The organism is Streptomyces sp. NPDC050549, assembly GCF_040655035.1.
GTDB lineage: Bacteria > Actinomycetota > Actinomycetes > Streptomycetales > Streptomycetaceae > Streptomyces.
Genome location: NZ_JBFAJD010000027.1, coordinates 13,681 through 30,030, shown reverse-complemented (window position 1 = coordinate 30,030; position 16,350 = coordinate 13,681). Strand labels below are relative to the sequence as shown.

Genomic DNA, 16,350 nt, shown 5'->3' with positions numbered 1-16,350 from the left:
CGGTGTTCTCGCCGGATCGTCCCTCAGGAGGAGTCGTCTCCGGAGTCTCTCGGTTCGGAATCGGTAGCTCCGGAGTGCCTTCGGCCGGAGTCGGCCCCTGAATCAGCCGGTCCGGAGTCGGTCTGTCCGGAGTCGGTGGCCTCGGAATCGGCTGTCCCGGCAGAGCCGGTCGTCGTGTGCTCCGCAGCCCCCGACCGCCGCTCCCACAACCCCCGCGCGCGAGTCAGCAGACCGGACCCACCGGACCCTCGGGTGGTCCGGTGCCCGTGCACCCGGGGATCGTCCGTCACGGCGTACCGCTTCACGTACGCCCCGAGGAACGCCTGAAGCGTGGCCACGGCCGGAATGGAGATCAGCGCGCCCACGGCACCCAGGAGCGCGGTGCCCGCGATCACCGAACCGAAGGCGACCGCGGGGTGGATGTCGACGGTCTTCGCGGTCAGCTTGGGCTGCAGCATGTAGTTCTCGAACTGCTGGTAGACCACGACGAAGATCAGCACCCACAGGGCGTACCAGGGGTCCACGGTGAAGGCGATCAGCATGGGCAGAGCGCCCGCGAGATACGTGCCGATGGTCGGGATGAACTGGGAGACCAGGCCCACCCAGACGGCGAGCACGGGCGCGTACGGGATGCCCAGTGCCTGCAGCAGGACGTAGTGCGCCACTCCGGAGACCAGCGCCATCAGACCGCGGGAGTATATGTAGCCGCCGGTCTTGTCGACGGCGATCTCCCACGCGCGCAGCACCTCGACCTGCCGGGCGGGCGGCAGCACGGAGCACAGCGCGCGCCGCAGGCGCGGTCCGTCGGCGGCGAAGTAGAACGAGAACAGACCGATCGTCAGCAACTGGAAGAGTCCGCCGAGGACCTGGGTGGACACGTCCAGCACGCCGGTGGCGCTGTTCTGCACGTACTTGCGCAGCCAGTCGGAGTGGAGCAGCCCCTCCTGGATGTCGACCCGTTTCAGGTCGGTGTGGAAGTGCCCGTTGACCCAGTTGATGACGGAGTCGAGGTAGTTCGGGAAGTCCTCGATCATCTTGATGATCTGGCCGGCGAGCATCGAGCCGAGCAGGGTGACGAACCCGGCGCTCACGATCAGCAGGCCGAGGAAGACCAGGAAGGTGGCCAGCCCCCGGCGCATGCCGTAGGCGGACATCCGGCTCACCGCGGGCTCGATGGCGAGCGCCAGGAAGAACGCGATGAGGATGTTGATCAGCAGCCCGATGAGCTGGTGGAAGGCCCAATTGCCCAGCTGGAACACGGCGACGAGGGCGAGCGCCAGGACCATGGCGCGTGGCAGCCAGCGTGGCATGCCGGTGCCCGGCGCGGCGCCGTCGGCCGGGAGCCGGGTCGGCGGCGGCGTACCGAACGGGGATGCCTGCGGGGCGTCGTGCCCGGTCTCGTCAGTGGATGCCACGGGGCAAGTCTCGCCTACGCCACTGACAACCGGTCACCGGCGTCGATCTTCGTGACCGATCAGCGACTTTCCTGCGGAACGTTCATGACCGCGCAGACCACGCGCCACACGTCCTTGGCCTCCCAGCCCGCGTCCAGCGCCTCGTGCACCGTCCGCCCGCCGAGTTCTGTCATCACGTGATCGCGCGCGAAGCTCTCGGCGTATCCCGCGCCGAAGTGCTCCGTCATCCGCTGCCAGAAGACCGTCAACCGCATGACACCAGTATCCCGCCCCTGAGAGTGGGCCCGGGCCGGGACCGCCTGCCGAGACCGCTTTCCGTCCTACGGTCTTACGCATGGCCGAAACAGGAGCATCCCCACTCCCCCCGACGCCCCCGGCGCACTCCCTGCTCTTCCGCGCCGAGCACTTCGTCTGGCTCACCGCGCGCGTGCTGGAGCAGCGCCTCTTCGCATACCACTTCCTCAACGGCGAAGCCGATCCGGTGGAGACAGCGCTGGACGCGTTCCGCAACGAGGACGGCGGGTACGGGCACGCGCTGGAACCCGATCTGCGCGGCCCGGTGAGCCAGCCGCTGCACACCGGTCACGCGCTGCGTGTCCTGGACTCCATCGGGCGCTGCGGCGGACAGCGGGTGGAACGTGTGTGCCGCTATCTGACCTCGGTCTCCACGGCCGACGGCGCCCTGCCTACGATCCTTCCCGGCCAGCGCGGCTATCCGACGGCGCCGTTCGTGCCGATCGTGGACGACCCGCCGAGCGAACTCCTCGCCACCGGGCCGGTGGTGGGCCTGCTGCACCGCAACGAGGTGTGGCACGCCTGGCTGTTCCGGGCCACCGACTTCTGCTGGCAGGCCGTGGACTCCCTGGAGAAGTCGCACCCCTACGAGATCGAGGCCGCCGTCGCCTTCCTGGACTCGGCGCCCGCCCGCCCGCGCGCGGAGGCCGCCGCCGACCGGCTCGGCCGCCTGGTGCGCGAACACCGGCTCGCCGCCCTCGACCCGGAGCGCCTGGAGGCCTACCCGGTCGCCCCGGGGTACGCGCCGGGCGAGCACCACTTCCCGTACGACTACGCGAAGACGCCGAGTTCCCTCGCGCGCGCGTGGTTCACGGACGACGAGATGGCCCGCTCCCTGGACCGTCTGGCGGCCGGCCAGCAGGAGGACGGCGGCTGGCCCATCCGTTGGCGCCAGTGGGCGCCGGGCATCGCCCTGGAGGCACGCCCCATGGTAACGATCCAGGCGCTGCGCACGCTGAAGGCGTACGGCCGCTCCATCGGCTGACTCCGGGGCTGCCTCAGCCGCCCATGGCCCGCACACCCGCCGTCACCAGTACGGCCGCCGCGACGACGAGCAGGAAGGGTGCCCGCAGCACCAGCGCCACGATGGCGGCCGCGAGCCCCGCGGCCCGCGCGTCGAGCACGAGCGCGTGCCCGTCGGCGAAGGTCTGCTGGGCCGTGAGCGCGGCGAGGAGGGCGACCGGCAGCAGGGCGGCCAGCCGCCTGACCAGCGGTCGTTCGAGCGCGCCCGCGGGCACGAGCAGACCGGCGAGCTTGACGACGTAGCAGCCGAGCGCGGTCGCCGCGATCGCGATCCAGACGGTCAACGGTCTTCCTCCTGTGCGTCGTTACGTGTGCCGGTCTGCCGACGGCCCGCTGCGTAGAGGGCGATGGGCGCCGCGAGAGCGGCCGCCAGGACAGGCACACCGGCCGGCAGTACGGGCAGCAGCCCCAGTCCCAGCAGGACCGCGAGCGCGGCGACGGCCCGCTCGATGGTGGTCCTGAGCATGGGCGCGAGCAGTGCGAGGAAGACGGCGGGCCCGGCCGCGTCGAGACCCCAGGCGTCCGTGTCCCCGATGGCCTTGGCACCGAGCGCGCCCAGCAGCGTGGTGAGGTTCCACAGCAGGTACAGGGTGAGCCCGGTGACGGTGAACCCGATCCGCGCGGCTCGCCGCGTGGGCTGCGCGAGGGTGACGGCCGTCGTCTCGTCGATGACCCACTGGGCGGCGAAAGGCCGCACCGCGCGCGGGAGGGCCAGCAACTGCGAGAGGCGCAGCCCGTAGAAGGTGTTGCGCACCCCCAGGAAGAAGGCGCCCGCCGCCGCGGTGAGCGGATTGCCGCCGGCAGCGAGCGCTCCTACGAGCGCGAACTGGGAGGCACCGGTGAACACCAGGAGGCTGAGTGCGCAGGTCTGCAGCAGGGAGAGCCCGCCACCGGCCGAGGTCACCCCGAAGGCGAACCCGGACAGCCCTACGGCGACCCCGACTCCGAGGGCGTCCCGTACGACGGCGGAGTCCGGCTTTCCCCCGGCGTCGGAGTGCGGTTCTCCTCCCGTTCCGGCGCGTATGTCTTCTGAAGCGATCTGTTCTGCCACGTGTCCGACGGTAGGAGCAGTCGCGACCCCGCGTCTTGTACGTTCTTGCGCTCCCGCTGGTACGCGCCCGGGGGCACGCCCACGATCCGGGCGAAGTGCCGGTTGAGGTGCGGCTGATCCGTGAACCCGACGGCGACGGCGGCCTCCGCGGGTGCCGTACCCGAGTCCAGGAGTTGCCGTGCCCGGCGCACCCGGGCGTCGGTCAGCCAGGTGTGGGGCGGCATCCCGTAGACGCCGCGGAACGCGCGCAGCAGCGCGAACGGACTGGTTTCCAGATCCCCGGCGAGCTGCTCCAGGGTGGGCGGATCCGCCATCCGGTCCTCCAGCACGGCACGCGCGCGTGCGGCGACCCGGCCGCCCGCCGTGCGTACGGCGCGCTGCGGCAGCGATCCCCCGTTCAGCCGGAGCAGCCTGGTGACGGCGATCCGCAGCAGGGTGTCGGCGGCGAGCGCGTTGCTCTCCTCGGCCGCGCGCAGGATCTGATGGACGAGTCCGGCGGCGTAGGGGTCGTCGAGCACGGGGCTGATGAAACCGGGTGTGCCGCTGATCGAGGTGGTCTCGGCGGCTATCGCTGCCACCACCTCGGGCGACGGGTAGACCGCCCCGTACCGCCAGCCCTCCGGCACGCCCGCCCGGCCGGTGTGCGGAGTGTCCGGATTGACCAGCGCCAGAGCCCCCGGCCCGGCGGACACGTCACCCCCGCCGTGATGGAACACCTCGACGCCGTCTGCGATGGCGGCGATCACGAAATTCTCGTGCGTGTGCCGTACGAACGTCTTGCGGATGTACCGGGCCCGCAGCAGGTCGACGCCGGGCAGCTCCGTGTACCGCCAGTGCCTCGCCCGCTCGCCCGAACCTGCCATACGGCCATTCTCCGCCACGCGGGCAGCAGCCACAGAAACCGTCCTGCAAACCGTCGCCGGAGAATTCCCGCAGGTCAGATGCATTGTCAGTGGTCGGGTGCAGGATGGACGCATGGTCAGCTCCGCACACCGAGCCCTCGACGGCTTCTCCCCCGCGACCCGCGGCTGGTTCACGGGGGCGTTCTCCGCGCCCACCGCGGCCCAGGCGGGCGCGTGGCGGGCCATCGGCGAGGGCTCGGACGTGCTGGTGGTCGCCCCGACCGGTTCCGGCAAGACGCTGGCCGCGTTCCTCGCCGCGTTGGACCAGCTCGCCGCGACACCGCCGCCCGCCGACCCGAAGAAGCGCTGCCGCGTCCTGTACGTGTCTCCGCTGAAGGCCCTCGCGGTCGACGTGGAGCGCAATCTCCGCAGCCCGCTCACCGGTATCCGCCAGGAATCCGTCCGCCTGGGCCTGCCCGAACCCGAGATCAAGGTCGGCATCCGCTCCGGCGACACCCCGCCCGCCGAGCGCCGCGCCCTGTCCACCCGCCCGCCGGACATCCTGATCACCACCCCGGAGTCCCTGTTCCTGATGCTGACGTCGGCCACGCGTGACGCGCTGACCGGCATCGAGACGGTGATCCTGGACGAGGTGCACGCGGTCGCGGGCACCAAGCGGGGCGCGCATCTCGCGCTGTCCCTGGAGCGGCTGGACGAGCTGCTGCCGAGGCCGGCCCGCCGTATCGGCCTGTCGGCGACGGTGCGTCCGGTCGACGAGGTCGCCCGCTATCTCTCCCCGCGCCGCAAGGTGGAGATCGTCCAGCCGAAGTCGGGCAAGGAGTTCGACCTCTCCGTGGTCGTTCCGGTCGAGGATCTGGGCGAGTTGGGCGGCTCCCCGGTGGCCGACGGCAGCGAGGGTGCGGAGAAGCCGTCGATCTGGCCGCATGTCGAGGAGCGCATCACCGACCTCGTCCAGGCCCATCGTTCAACGATCGTGTTCGCCAACTCCCGCCGTCTGGCGGAGCGTCTGTGCAACCGGCTCAACGAGATCGCCTACGAGCGGGCGACCGGCGAGCCCCTGGACGAACACCATGCACCGGCCGAGCTGATGGGCGGCTCCGGCGCGGCCCAGGGTGCGCCCCCGGTCATCGCGCGCGCCCACCACGGCTCGGTCTCCAAGGAGCAGCGCGCCCAGGTCGAGGAGGACCTCAAGGCGGGCCGACTGCCCGCCGTGGTCGCCACGTCCAGTCTGGAGCTGGGCATCGACATGGGAGCCGTCGATCTCGTCATCCAGGTGGAGTCCCCGCCCTCGGTGGCCTCCGGCCTCCAGCGCGTGGGCCGCGCGGGACACCAGCTCGGCGCGGTCTCCACAGGTGTGGTCTTCCCCAAGTACCGGGGTGACCTCGTCCAGGCCGCCGTGGTCACCGAGCGGATGCGCACGGGCTCCATCGAGTCCCTGAAGGTCCCCGCCAACCCTCTGGACGTCCTCGCCCAGCAGCTCGTCGCGATGACGGCGCTGGACACCTGGCAGGTCGACGACCTGCTCGCCACGGTCCGCCGCGCCGCGCCCTTCGCCTCGCTCCCGGAGTCCGCGTTCACAGCCGTGCTGGACATGCTCGCGGGCCGCTACCCGTCCGACGCCTTCGCCGAGTTGCGCCCGCGCGTGGTGTGGGACCGCATCGCCGGCACGATCACCGGCCGCCCCGGCGCGCAGCGTCTCGCCGTCACCTCCGGGGGCACGATCCCCGATCGCGGTCTCTTCGGGGTCTCCCTCGCCGGCGCCGACCCCAAGAAGGGCGGCGGCCGGGTCGGCGAGCTGGACGAGGAGATGGTCTACGAGTCCCGGGTGGGCGACGTCTTCACCCTCGGCACCAGCTCCTGGCGGATCGAGGACATCACCCGCGACCGTGTCCTGGTCTCCCCCGCGCCGGGCGTCCCGGGCCGGCTCCCCTTCTGGAAGGGCGACCAGCTGGGCCGCCCGCTAGAACTGGGCCGCGCGGTGGGCGCGTTCCTCCGCGAGGTCGGCTCGCAGCCCAAGGAGGACGCCCGCCTGCGCCTCCTCGCCGCGGGCCTCGACGCCTGGGCCGCGGAGAACGTGCTGTCGTACCTGGCGGAACAGCGCGAGGCCTGCGGCCACATCCCGGACGACCGCACGATCGTCGTGGAGCGCTTCCGCGACGAGCTCGGCGACTGGCGCGTGGTCATCCACTCCCCCTTCGGCGCCCAGGTCCACGCCCCCTGGGCCCTCGCCCTGGGCGCCCGCCTCTCCGAGCGCTACGGCATGGACGCACAGGTGATGCACGCCGACGACGGCATCGTCCTGCGCCTGCCCGACGCCGACCTGATGGGCCTGGACCTGCTCGACCAGGAACCCACGAAGGCAGGCACGGAGTACGACGCCGACCAGGCGCCCGTGGGCGCGGCGGATGTCGCCTTCGACAAGGGCGAGGTCGATCAGATCGTCACCGACCAGGTCGGCGGCTCGGCCCTGTTCGCGGCCCGCTTCCGCGAGTGCGCCGCCCGCGCGCTGCTGCTGCCACGCCGCAACCCCGGCAAGCGCACCCCGTTGTGGCAGCAGCGCCAGCGCGCGGCCCAACTGCTCCAGGTGGCAAGCGAGTTCGGCTCGTTCCCGATCGTTCTGGAGGCGGTCCGCGAATGCCTCCAGGACGTCTTCGACGTCCCGGGCCTCACCGAGCTGATGGGCGACCTGGAGTCCCGCAAGGTGCGACTCGTCGAGGTCACCACCCCCGAGCCGTCCCCCTTCGCCCGCTCCCTCCTCTTCGGGTACGTCGCCCAGTTCCTGTACGAGGGAGACTCACCGCTCGCCGAGCGCCGCGCCGCCGCCCTGTCCCTGGACTCCCGGCTGCTGGCCGAGTTGCTCGGCCAGGCGGAACTGCGCGAACTCCTCGACGCCGAAGTACTCACCGAGCTGGAGCGCGAACTCCAGTGGCTCACCGAGGACCGCCGCATCAAGGACGTCGAGGGCGTCGCTGACCTGCTGCGGCTGCTCGGCCCGCTCACCGACGCCGAGTTGGCCGAGCGGGGCGCCGCACCGCAGTGGGCCCACGACCTCGCTTCCGCGCGGCGCGCGATCGGGGTCCGTATCGGCGGTGCCGACCACTGGGCGGCGATCGAGGACGCCGGCCGACTGCGCGACGCGCTCGGCACGGCGCTGCCCGTCGGTGTCCCCGAGGCCTTCACCGAACCGGTCAAGGACCCGCTCGGCGACCTCCTCGCACGCCATGCCCGCACCCACGGCCCGTTCACATCGGCCACGGCAGCCGCTCGCTTCGGGCTCGGCGTGGCGGTCACGGACGGCGCGTTGCAGCGGCTAGCGGCGAACGGCCGCGTCGTACAAGGGGAGTTCCACCCGGCCGGTATCGGTCAGGAGTGGTGCGACGCGACAGTGCTGCGGCGCCTGCGCCGCCGCTCTCTGGCCGCGCTGCGGCACGAGTTGGAGCCGGTGCCGCCGGCCGCGCTGGCGCAGTTCCTCCCCCAGTGGCAGCACATCGGCAAGGGTCATGGGCTGCGCGGCATCGACGGACTGGTGCGCGCCGTCGAACAGTTGCAGGGCGCCTCCGTGCCCGCGTCGGCCCTGGAGAAGCTCGTCCTGCCGTCCCGCGTGGCGAACTACGCGCCCACCATGCTCGACGAACTCACCGCAGCCGGCGAACTGGTGTGGGCGGGCGCAGGCTCCCTCCCCGGCAAGGACGGCTGGATCTCCCTCTACCTGGCGGACGCGGCCCCCCTGCTCCTCCCGCCACCGCACCCGCTCGAACTCACGGCACTGCACCAGTCCGTCCTGGACACCCTCTCCGGCGGCTACGGCCTCTTCTTCCGCCAGATCGCCGACCAGGTCCGCGCGACCACCCACCCCGACGCCACCGATCCCCAACTGGCCGACGCCGTCTGGGACCTGGCCTGGTCCGGCCGCCTCACGAACGACACGCTCACCCCCATGCGCTCCCTGCTGGGCTCCGGCCGCACGGCGGGTTCCACGGCCCACCGCGCGAAACGCACGGTCCCGCGCGGGCGCTACGGCTCCCTCACCGCCGCCGCGCGGCCCGCCTCACGCACCGGTCCGCCGACTGTCGCCGGCCGCTGGTCCCTGCTCCCCGCCCACGAGCCGGACCCGACCGTGCGCGCCCACGCCCTGGCGCGCACCCTGCTCGACCGGCACGGCGTGGTGACCCGGGGTGCGGTCGCCGCGGAGGGCGTGGAGGGCGGGTTCTCGGCGACGTACCGCATCCTGTCCGTCTTCGAGGAGAGCGGTCAGGCGCGGCGCGGGTATGTCGTGGAGGGCCTCGGCGCCGCCCAGTTCGCGATGGACGGCGCGGTGGACCGCCTCCGCGCGGTCGCCAACGCCCGCGACCGGGGCGACGACCTGCCCACACCGGACACCACGGACAACGATCCCTACGGCTTCGGGACCCTCGGCGGCTCCTCAACAGCGGCCTCCGGTTCCACCGGCCGCTTCACGGCGGCCCCGACCACCTACGACTCCCGCGACAACCGCGGTCGGCACGCCCCGTCCGATCCTCACGCGCCCACCCCCTCCGGAGTTCACGACTTCGCCGACGCCTTCGGCCCGTTCACCGACTTCGACGACCTCGACGACACGGACACACCGGCCGGACCCACGTCACGGCACCAAGGCTCCCCTGCCTCCCACCCCCCGTCCCCGGGCGACTACGTCTCGCCCCGCGACTTCCCCACCCCGGCACCCCTGACCAACAGCAGGTCCTCCTACCACCGTCCCTCCCTCGTCACCCGAGCCGTGGTCCTGGCCGCCGCCGACCCTGCGAACGCGTACGGCGCCGCCCTCCCCTGGCCCGAGCCGCCCACCGGGGCCGGACACAAGCCGGGGCGGAAGGCCGGCTCGCTCGTCGTACTCGTCGACGGTGAGCTGACGCTGTACATGGAGCGCGGCGGCAAGACCCTGCTCGCCTGGCCCTCCGCACCGGACACCACGGCCACCGAAGACCCACGCCTGCAAGGGGCCGCCGAAGCCCTCGCGGCAGCGGCCCGAGCCGGTTCGCTCGGCACGGTCACGGTGGAGCGCGTCAACGGCGCCTCGGCCCTGACCTCCTCCATCGGCACCCTCCTGGAAGGAGCGGGCTTCATCGCGACACCGCGCGGCCTGCGCCTGCGCGCATGAGCCGAACCGACCCTCACCACCGCATGCCACCCTTGCCCCATGCCTGAAGGCGACACCGTCTGGCAGACCGCGAAGCGCCTCCACACGGCCCTCGCGGGCAAGGTGCTGACCCGCAGCGATCTCAGGGTTCCCAAGTACGCCACGGCGGACCTCACCGGCCGCACCGTCCTGGATGTCACACCCCGCGGCAAGCACCTGCTGACCCATGTCGAGGGCAATCTCACCCTCCACTCGCACCTGCGCATGGACGGCACCTGGCGGGTGTACGCCAATGGTCAACGCTGGAGCGGCGGCGGCCCGGCCCACCAGATCCGTGCGATCCTCGGCACCGCCGACCGCACGGCCGTCGGCTACCGCCTCCCCGTCCTGGAACTCCTCCGTACCAGCGAAGAACACCGCGCCGTCGGCCACCTCGGCCCCGACCTCCTGGGCCCCGACTGGAACCCCGTGCAGGCGCTGGCCAACCTCCTCGCCGACCCCACCCGCCCCCTGGGCGAGGCCATGCTCGACCAGTGCAACCTGGCGGGTATCGGCAACATCTACAAGAGCGAACTCTGTTTCCTCCTCGGCGCCACCCCCTGGCTCCCCATCGGCGCCCTGCCCGCCGACCGCGCCGCGAAACTCCCCGCCATCGCCAAGCGCCTCCTGGAAGCCAACCGCGACCGCCCGGTCCGCAACACCACAAGCAACATCACGAACGGTTCCGCGAACCGCGCCACAGGCGGCCCCCACACTCCCGACCTGTTCGTCTACGGCCGCGCGCCCCGCCCCTGTCTGCGCTGCGACACCCCGATCCGCACGGCCGACCAGGGCGACGGCTCACGCGAGCGCCCCACCTACTGGTGCCCGACCTGCCAGGTGGGACCGGCGCCGGGCACCTCCCCACCTCGCGGAACTCAGCACCGTACGACTAATTGACGACCCGTCAGAAACCCTCGTACCGTCGCTGCATGCCCGTCAAGGCGTACGACCTCACCGGACGCACCGCTTTCGTCACCGGCGCCGCCAGCGGTATCGGCCGCGCGTCGGCCGTGCTGCTCGCCGAGGCGGGTGCCACCGTGCACTGCGCCGACCGTGACCCGCAGGGACTGCACGAGACGGCGACCCTGATCAAGGACAAGGGCGGCACCGCCCGCACCCACCACCTCGACGTCACCGATCGCGCACAGCTCCGGCAGGCCGTCGAGTCCTGCGAGGAACTGCATGTGATGGCCGCGGTCGCCGGGATCATGCACAGCAGCACAGTGCTGGAGACCCGGGACGAGGATCTAGACCGGGTGCTGAACGTCAACTTCAAGGGAGTGCTGTACGCCTGCCAGGAGGCGGCTCGGCTGATGCTCGACAGCGGCACCCGGGGCAGCATCGTCACCATGGCCTCCGGCGCGATCGACACCGGAGGGTCCGGGCTGCTCTGCTACAGCGCCGCGAAGGCGGCCGTCGTCCAGCTGACCAAGACGCTGGCGACGGAGGTCGGCCGGCACGGCATCCGCGTCAATGCCGTCGCACCGGGCTGGATACGCACACCGATGACCGATCACCACGAGGGCGAGGCGCAGGCCCGTACCGAGGCGCTGATGGCCCGGCTGTCGCCACTGGGCCGGGTAGGTGAGCCGGAGGACATCGCCCAGGCCGTGCTGTATCTGGCGTCCGACGCGTCGTCGTTCACGACGGGTCAGATCCTCCGTCCGAACGGGGGCGTGGCGATGCCGTGGTGAGGGACACCGTCCCAGCGGCCGACGTCCGCCAGGCCTCCCTCCACCGCCCCGTGGCCACGGCTCCCGCCGCTCGTGCCTTGGGCATGCAGTGCACCGGAAGCAGACTCAGCCCCCACCCCCCGGCCGCGACCGCCCCCTCCAGCGCACCCGCGTGCGGCGTCAGGACAAGCCGCAGCACGGCCCACCACCACAGCGCCCCGAGTCCCAGGGCAGCTCCCCAGCGCGCTGTCCGCCACGCCATGGCCACCACCTCCAGCCGGACGCCAGACCGCCGCGGTCACCCGCGAGGGGGTGCATCGACGGCACACGGACGCGCCACCCGCCTCAACCATGACCGCACCGAGCCACACCGGCAAACGGAGCCGCACAAGGCACCCGGAAACACGAAAGACCCCGACCGCACCTCTCCAGCTCTCACTGGAGAAGCCCCGGCCGGGGCCCTCAGCACATCCTCAGTGCGGGTCAGCGCCGCATCGGCTCAGACCAGCGTCATCGTCACGCGGCGACCACGTCCACCGCCTCGGCGGGGGCCTTGATGGTCACCCGTTCCGGTGGCACACCGGTCACCGACACGGAACCCAGCATCGGGCGTACCGACGTGGGCACGGAATCGGTGGCCGCAGCAGACTGGGCCAGCTCGGCGAGAGCGAGCTCGTCGCTCACTTCCCGCATGAGCTCGGACATCCGTACGTCCAACGCGTCGCAGATGGCGGAGAGCAGTTCAGAGGAAGCCTCCTTCTGCCCCCGCTCCACCTCGGAGAGATAGCCGAGTGAGACTCGGGCGGACGAGGAGACTTCGCGCAGAGTACGGCCCTGGCGCTGGCGCTGCCGACGCAGCACGTCACCCAGCAGGCGACGGAGCAGAATCATCGGTGGCTCCCTCCTCGGACCGCGTAGCCGCATCCTTCTCGCCCCACCGTACCGCCTTGCGCCGCGGCCGTGCGGGGAGCGATGTCGTGTTCACTCAGGGCTGCAAACATCAAAACCCCCCGTTCTGTTCCGTATCCTGTGCCCGCTCATTTCCGGTCTGTTCGCTCACGAGCCGCTCCAGAAGCAGCGCGAGTACGCTCCGTACACTCTCCATACGAATTTCCGCCCGGCCGCCGTTCAACCGCAGCGCGGCCACTTTCCCGCCACCGGCGGCACCCGAATCCGGACCAAAGGGCCCGTCCACGGCCACGAAAACTGTGCCCACGGGCTGCCCGTCCTGGGGCTCCGGGCCCGCCACACCGGTCGTCGCGATACCCCAGTCGGCGCCCAGCGCCTTCCGCACGCCGGCCGCCATCTGGGCCGCGACCTGCGCATCCACCGCGCCCCGCTCGGCCAGCAGAGCGGCGTCGACACCGAGCAGCTGGTGCTTCAGCTCGGTGGCGTAGGCGGTGACCGAACCGCGGAAGGCCTTCGAAGCTCCGGGCACCGATGTGATCTCCGCCGCAACCAGACCACCGGTGAGCGACTCGGCGACAGCGAGCGTCGCACCGCTCACGGTCAGTAGTCGCACCACTTCAGTGGCCGTGGAATTCACGCTTCCGTCTCCTCCGACGCCGCCATGCGCTCGGCGATTCCCTGCCTGCGCAGCACAATGGCCTGTCTCACATAGTCGAGCCCGGTCAACACGGTCAGAACGACCGCCACGGCCATCACCCAGAACCTCAGGGTGGCCAGCCACCCCGTGAGCGCCAGCACATACATCCCTACGGCCACGCCCTGCGTGAGCGTCTTCAGCTTGCCGCCGCGCGACGCGGGAATGACGCCGTACCGGATGACAAGAAAACGCAGCAGCGTGATCCCGAGTTCCCGGCCGAGGATGACAATGGTCACCCACCACGGGAGGTCACCCAGCGAGGACAGACAGATCAGCGCCGCGCCCATGATCGCCTTGTCGGCGATGGGGTCGGCGATCTTCCCGAAGTCGGTGACGAGGTCGTAGGTACGCGCCAGGTGACCGTCGAACAGGTCGGTGATCATGGCGATGGCGAACGCCGCCCAGGCGAACGAGCGCATCGCCGGGTCGTACCCGCCGTCGGCCAGCATCAGGGCGACGAAGCCGGGGACGAGCAGCAGCCGGAGCATGGTCAGGAAGTTGGCGATGTTCCAGACGCTCGCCTGGTTGACGGCGGCGGCGACGACCTTCGCGCCGCGCGCCGGCCTCGGGCCACCGGGTACACCCGAGGCGCCGCCCTGGACAGCATCGGACGGGGTACCACCGGAGACACTGCCCGACATCGCACCGGAAGAGGCGCCACCGGAGGCCGCACCGGAACCCGCGCTCGCGGGCGCGCCGTTCGCGCTGGAGGTGCCACCCGCCGCCGATGCCGGGACTCCGGTCATCTGCCCGCCTCCTCACTACACGCGAGCGAGCCCAGGAGCGGCTCGGCCACCAGGTCGACACCTTCCGTACCGACCACCTTCGCCTCGACCATACGGCCGACGCTCAGGCCTTCGCCGCTCGTGAGAAGCACCTGCCCGTCCGTCTCCGGCGCCTGGTGCTCGCCGCGGCCGTGGACGCCGTCCTCGGAGTCCACCGACTCCACCAGCACGTGCACGGTCTCGCCGACGCGCTCCTCGGCACGCTGCGAGACGAGTTCCTCGGCGAGGCGCGAGATGTGCGCGAGCCGCTCGTCCACGACGTCCTGGTCGAGCTTCTTGTCGTACGTCGCCGCCTCCGTGCCCTCCTCGTCGGAGTAGCCGAAGACGCCGATGGCGTCCAGTCGCGCGCCATTCAGGAAGCGCTCCAGTTCGGCGAGGTCGGACTCGGTCTCGCCGGGGAAGCCGACGATGAAGTTCGAGCGCACGCCGGCCTGCGGGGCCTTGGAGCGGATGGTGTCGAGCAGTTCGAGGAAGCGGTCGGTGTCGCCGAAACGGCGCATGGCGCGCAGCACGTCGGGGGCGGAGTGCTGGAAGGACAGGTCGAAGTAGGGCGCGATCTTCGGTGTCGAGGTGAGCACGTCGATGAGCCCGGGGCGCATCTCGGCCGGCTGGAGGTAGCTGACGCGCACGCGCTCGAGGCCGTCGATGTCCGCCAGTTCGGGCAGCAGCGACTCCAGGAGGCGGATGTCGCCCAGGTCCTTGCCGTAGGACGTGTTGTTCTCGGAGACCAGCATGATCTCCTTGACGCCCTGTTCGGCCAGCCAGCGCGTCTCGTTGAGCACGTCGCTGGGGCGGCGGGAGATGAAGGAGCCGCGGAAGGACGGGATGGCGCAGAAGGAGCAGCGCCGGTCGCAGCCGGAGGCGAGCTTCACCGAGGCGACCGGCGCGCCGTCCAGGCGGCGGCGCAGGGGCGCGCGCGGGCCCGAGGCGGGCGCGAGGCCGTCCGGGAGGTCGGCCGGGCCGTGGCCGGGCAGCGCCACGTCGGCGGCGGACTCCTGCCGCTCGGCGGGGCTGATCGGCAGCAGCTTGCGGCGGTCGCGCGGGGTGTGCGAGGCGTGGATGCCGCCGTTCAGGATGGTCTGAAGGCGGTCGGAGATGTCGGCGTAGTCGTCGAAGCCGAGCACTCCGTCGGCCTCGGGGAGCGCCTCGGCAAGTTCCTTGCCGTACCGCTCGGCCATGCAGCCCACCGCCACGACGGCCTGCGTTCTGCCATGACCCTTGAGGTCGTTGGCTTCCAGGAGGGCGTCTACGGAGTCCTTCTTGGCGGCCTCGACGAAGCCACAGGTGTTGACGACGGCGACGTCCGCGTCCTCGGCGTCCTCCACGAGTTGCCAGCCGTCCGCCTCCAAGCGGCCTGCGAGCTCCTCCGAGTCCACCTCGTTACGGGCGCAGCCAAGAGTGACGAGTGCGACGGTACGGCGTTCAGGCATGGGCTCAAGACTACTTCGTCCCACTGACACCCCACGTCGAAGGGGTTGGCCGATCTTGGCCAACCCCTTGAACATCATCCCGTGGGACCGCTTGCCGGTCCGCTCATCCGACCTCGGGGTCGCCCTTCGTGTACGTGAGGCGCTCCACCGCTCCGGGCTGGAAGTCGTCCTCGATCTTCTTGCCGTTGACGTAGAGCTGGATCGCACCGGCGTCGCCGAGGATCAGATTGACCTTCGAGCTGTCCTGGAAGGTCTTGGACTCGCCCTTCTTGAGCAGTCCGTCGAAGAGCATCCGGCCGTTGTGGTCCTTGGCGGAGATCCAGCTGCGGCCGTCGACCGCAGTCACCTGGACCGTCACCTTGTCCTGCGGAGCGGCGGCGATGGCGCTGTCGGAGGGGTCGGACTTGGGGGTGGCGGAGTCGGTGTTCGAGGGGGTCGGCTTGGCGGGTTTGCTGGCGCTGGGCGTGGCTCCCTGGGCGACCTGCGACTTGGCGTCGCTGCCGCTGTCGCCGCCCTTGAAGGCGGTGAATCCGACGAAGCCGACCACCGCGACGATCGCGGCGACCATGGCAGCGGTCCAGTTGGGCCCGCGTCGCTCCGGACGGATGCGTTCCGCCTCGAAGAGAGGCGCCGCCGGCGTCGGAGCCGGGCGTCCGCCGTGATCGTCGTCGTAGCGCGCGAGGAGCGGGGCGGGATCGATGTGGACGGCCCTGGCGAGGGTCCGGATGTGCCCGCGCGCGTAGACATCACCGCCGCAGGGCGTGAAGTCGTCGGCTTCGATGGCGTGCACGATGGCGATGCGGACCCGGGTGACACTGCTGACGTCGTCGACGGTCAGCCCGGCGGCGATACGAGCCTGTTGCAGGGTTCGGCCGACGGAAGGGCGGGCTGCTTCCTCATGACCGTCTTCGGAGCGACCGTCTTCGAACGGAGACTCGTCTTGAGGGGAGTTGCCGATGGACACGGGGGCGCCTTTCGAGCGTGTAGCCGCCTGTGCTGGAGGTTCAGTCTAGGGGGGGTATGAAAGGGTGGGGCAACCGGGCGGTCGGACT

General features: G+C 71.3%; 15 protein-coding genes. 4 read left to right on the top strand and 11 right to left on the bottom strand.

The window, feature by feature from the left end; all coding sequences use genetic code 11:
* Positions 1 to 23: 23 nt before the first annotated feature.
* Positions 24 to 1,415 (bottom strand): AI-2E family transporter, encoded by a 1,392-nt coding sequence (locus tag AB0I51_RS32010; protein WP_362981168.1) that lies wholly within the window; start codon positions 1,413 to 1,415, stop codon positions 24 to 26.
* A gap of 59 nt (positions 1,416 to 1,474) precedes the next feature.
* On the bottom strand, positions 1,475 to 1,669 hold the full coding sequence (locus tag AB0I51_RS32005; RefSeq protein ID WP_019075591.1) for a DUF3046 domain-containing protein: 195 nt from the start codon (positions 1,667 to 1,669) through the stop codon (positions 1,475 to 1,477).
* 80 nt (positions 1,670 to 1,749) lie between these two features.
* Here AB0I51_RS32005 and AB0I51_RS32000 point away from each other — a divergent pair, with 80 nt between their 5' ends.
* On the top strand, positions 1,750 to 2,694 hold the full coding sequence (locus AB0I51_RS32000) for a hypothetical protein (RefSeq protein ID WP_362981166.1): 945 nt from the start codon (positions 1,750 to 1,752) through the stop codon (positions 2,692 to 2,694).
* A gap of 13 nt (positions 2,695 to 2,707) precedes the next feature.
* Here the strand turns inward: AB0I51_RS32000 and AB0I51_RS31995 are convergent, their stop codons facing one another.
* The 3 genes from AB0I51_RS31995 to AB0I51_RS31985 are packed head-to-tail and all read right to left on the bottom strand — an operon-like array spanning position 2,708 to position 4,646.
* Positions 2,708 to 3,016 (bottom strand): AzlD domain-containing protein, encoded by a 309-nt coding sequence (locus tag AB0I51_RS31995; protein WP_362981164.1) that lies wholly within the window; start codon positions 3,014 to 3,016, stop codon positions 2,708 to 2,710.
* Complete coding sequence (locus AB0I51_RS31990) at positions 3,013 to 3,756, bottom strand: AzlC family ABC transporter permease (RefSeq protein ID WP_362981338.1); 744 nt, start codon at positions 3,754 to 3,756, stop codon at positions 3,013 to 3,015. Before AB0I51_RS31990 ends, AB0I51_RS31995 begins: the two co-directional genes overlap by 4 nt.
* Positions 3,660 to 4,646: an AraC family transcriptional regulator gene (locus tag AB0I51_RS31985; protein WP_362981162.1), complete on the bottom strand. Its 987-nt coding sequence runs from the start codon at positions 4,644 to 4,646 to the stop codon at positions 3,660 to 3,662. The genes AB0I51_RS31990 and AB0I51_RS31985 overlap by 97 nt, the downstream gene beginning before the upstream one ends.
* 112 nt (positions 4,647 to 4,758) lie before the next feature.
* Here AB0I51_RS31985 and AB0I51_RS31980 point away from each other — a divergent pair, with 112 nt between their 5' ends.
* The 3 genes from AB0I51_RS31980 to AB0I51_RS31970 are packed head-to-tail and all read left to right on the top strand — an operon-like array spanning position 4,759 to position 11,498.
* Positions 4,759 to 9,783, top strand: a complete 5,025-nt coding sequence (locus tag AB0I51_RS31980; protein ID WP_362981160.1) for an ATP-dependent helicase — start codon at positions 4,759 to 4,761, stop codon at positions 9,781 to 9,783.
* A 39-nt stretch (positions 9,784 to 9,822) separates the two neighbouring features.
* A complete protein-coding gene (locus tag AB0I51_RS31975) occupies positions 9,823 to 10,701 on the top strand; it encodes a DNA-formamidopyrimidine glycosylase family protein (RefSeq protein WP_362981158.1) in 879 nt (292 codons plus the stop codon).
* A gap of 32 nt (positions 10,702 to 10,733) precedes the next feature.
* Positions 10,734 to 11,498, top strand: a complete 765-nt coding sequence (locus tag AB0I51_RS31970) for an SDR family NAD(P)-dependent oxidoreductase (RefSeq protein ID WP_362981156.1) — start codon at positions 10,734 to 10,736, stop codon at positions 11,496 to 11,498.
* On the opposite strand, the gene AB0I51_RS31965 is transcribed toward AB0I51_RS31970, so the two are convergent.
* The 6 genes from AB0I51_RS31965 to AB0I51_RS31940 form a co-directional block, all read right to left on the bottom strand.
* Positions 11,446 to 11,739, bottom strand: a complete 294-nt coding sequence (locus AB0I51_RS31965) for a hypothetical protein (RefSeq protein WP_362981154.1) — start codon at positions 11,737 to 11,739, stop codon at positions 11,446 to 11,448. The two genes, AB0I51_RS31970 and AB0I51_RS31965, sit on opposite strands and share 53 nt — an antisense overlap.
* 254 nt (positions 11,740 to 11,993) lie before the next feature.
* Positions 11,994 to 12,368, bottom strand: a complete 375-nt coding sequence (locus tag AB0I51_RS31960; RefSeq protein WP_019075583.1) for a helix-turn-helix transcriptional regulator — start codon at positions 12,366 to 12,368, stop codon at positions 11,994 to 11,996.
* Positions 12,369 to 12,477: 109 nt separating this feature from the next.
* Positions 12,478 to 13,023, bottom strand: a complete 546-nt coding sequence (locus tag AB0I51_RS31955; RefSeq protein ID WP_362981152.1) for a CinA family protein — start codon at positions 13,021 to 13,023, stop codon at positions 12,478 to 12,480.
* The gene (gene pgsA, locus AB0I51_RS31950) at positions 13,020 to 13,829 is read right to left on the bottom strand and encodes a CDP-diacylglycerol--glycerol-3-phosphate 3-phosphatidyltransferase (protein ID WP_362981150.1); all 810 of its coding nucleotides are present in this window, start codon (positions 13,827 to 13,829) and stop codon (positions 13,020 to 13,022) included. The genes AB0I51_RS31955 and pgsA overlap by 4 nt, the downstream gene beginning before the upstream one ends.
* Positions 13,826 to 15,298 carry a 30S ribosomal protein S12 methylthiotransferase RimO gene (gene rimO / locus AB0I51_RS31945; protein WP_362981148.1) on the bottom strand — a complete coding sequence of 491 codons (1,473 nt, stop codon included), beginning with the start codon at positions 15,296 to 15,298 and terminating at the stop codon, positions 13,826 to 13,828. The genes pgsA and rimO overlap by 4 nt, the downstream gene beginning before the upstream one ends.
* Before the next feature lie 103 nt (positions 15,299 to 15,401).
* Complete coding sequence (locus AB0I51_RS31940) at positions 15,402 to 16,262, bottom strand: RodZ domain-containing protein (RefSeq protein WP_362981146.1); 861 nt, start codon at positions 16,260 to 16,262, stop codon at positions 15,402 to 15,404.
* Between the last annotated feature and the right edge of the window lie 88 nt (positions 16,263 to 16,350).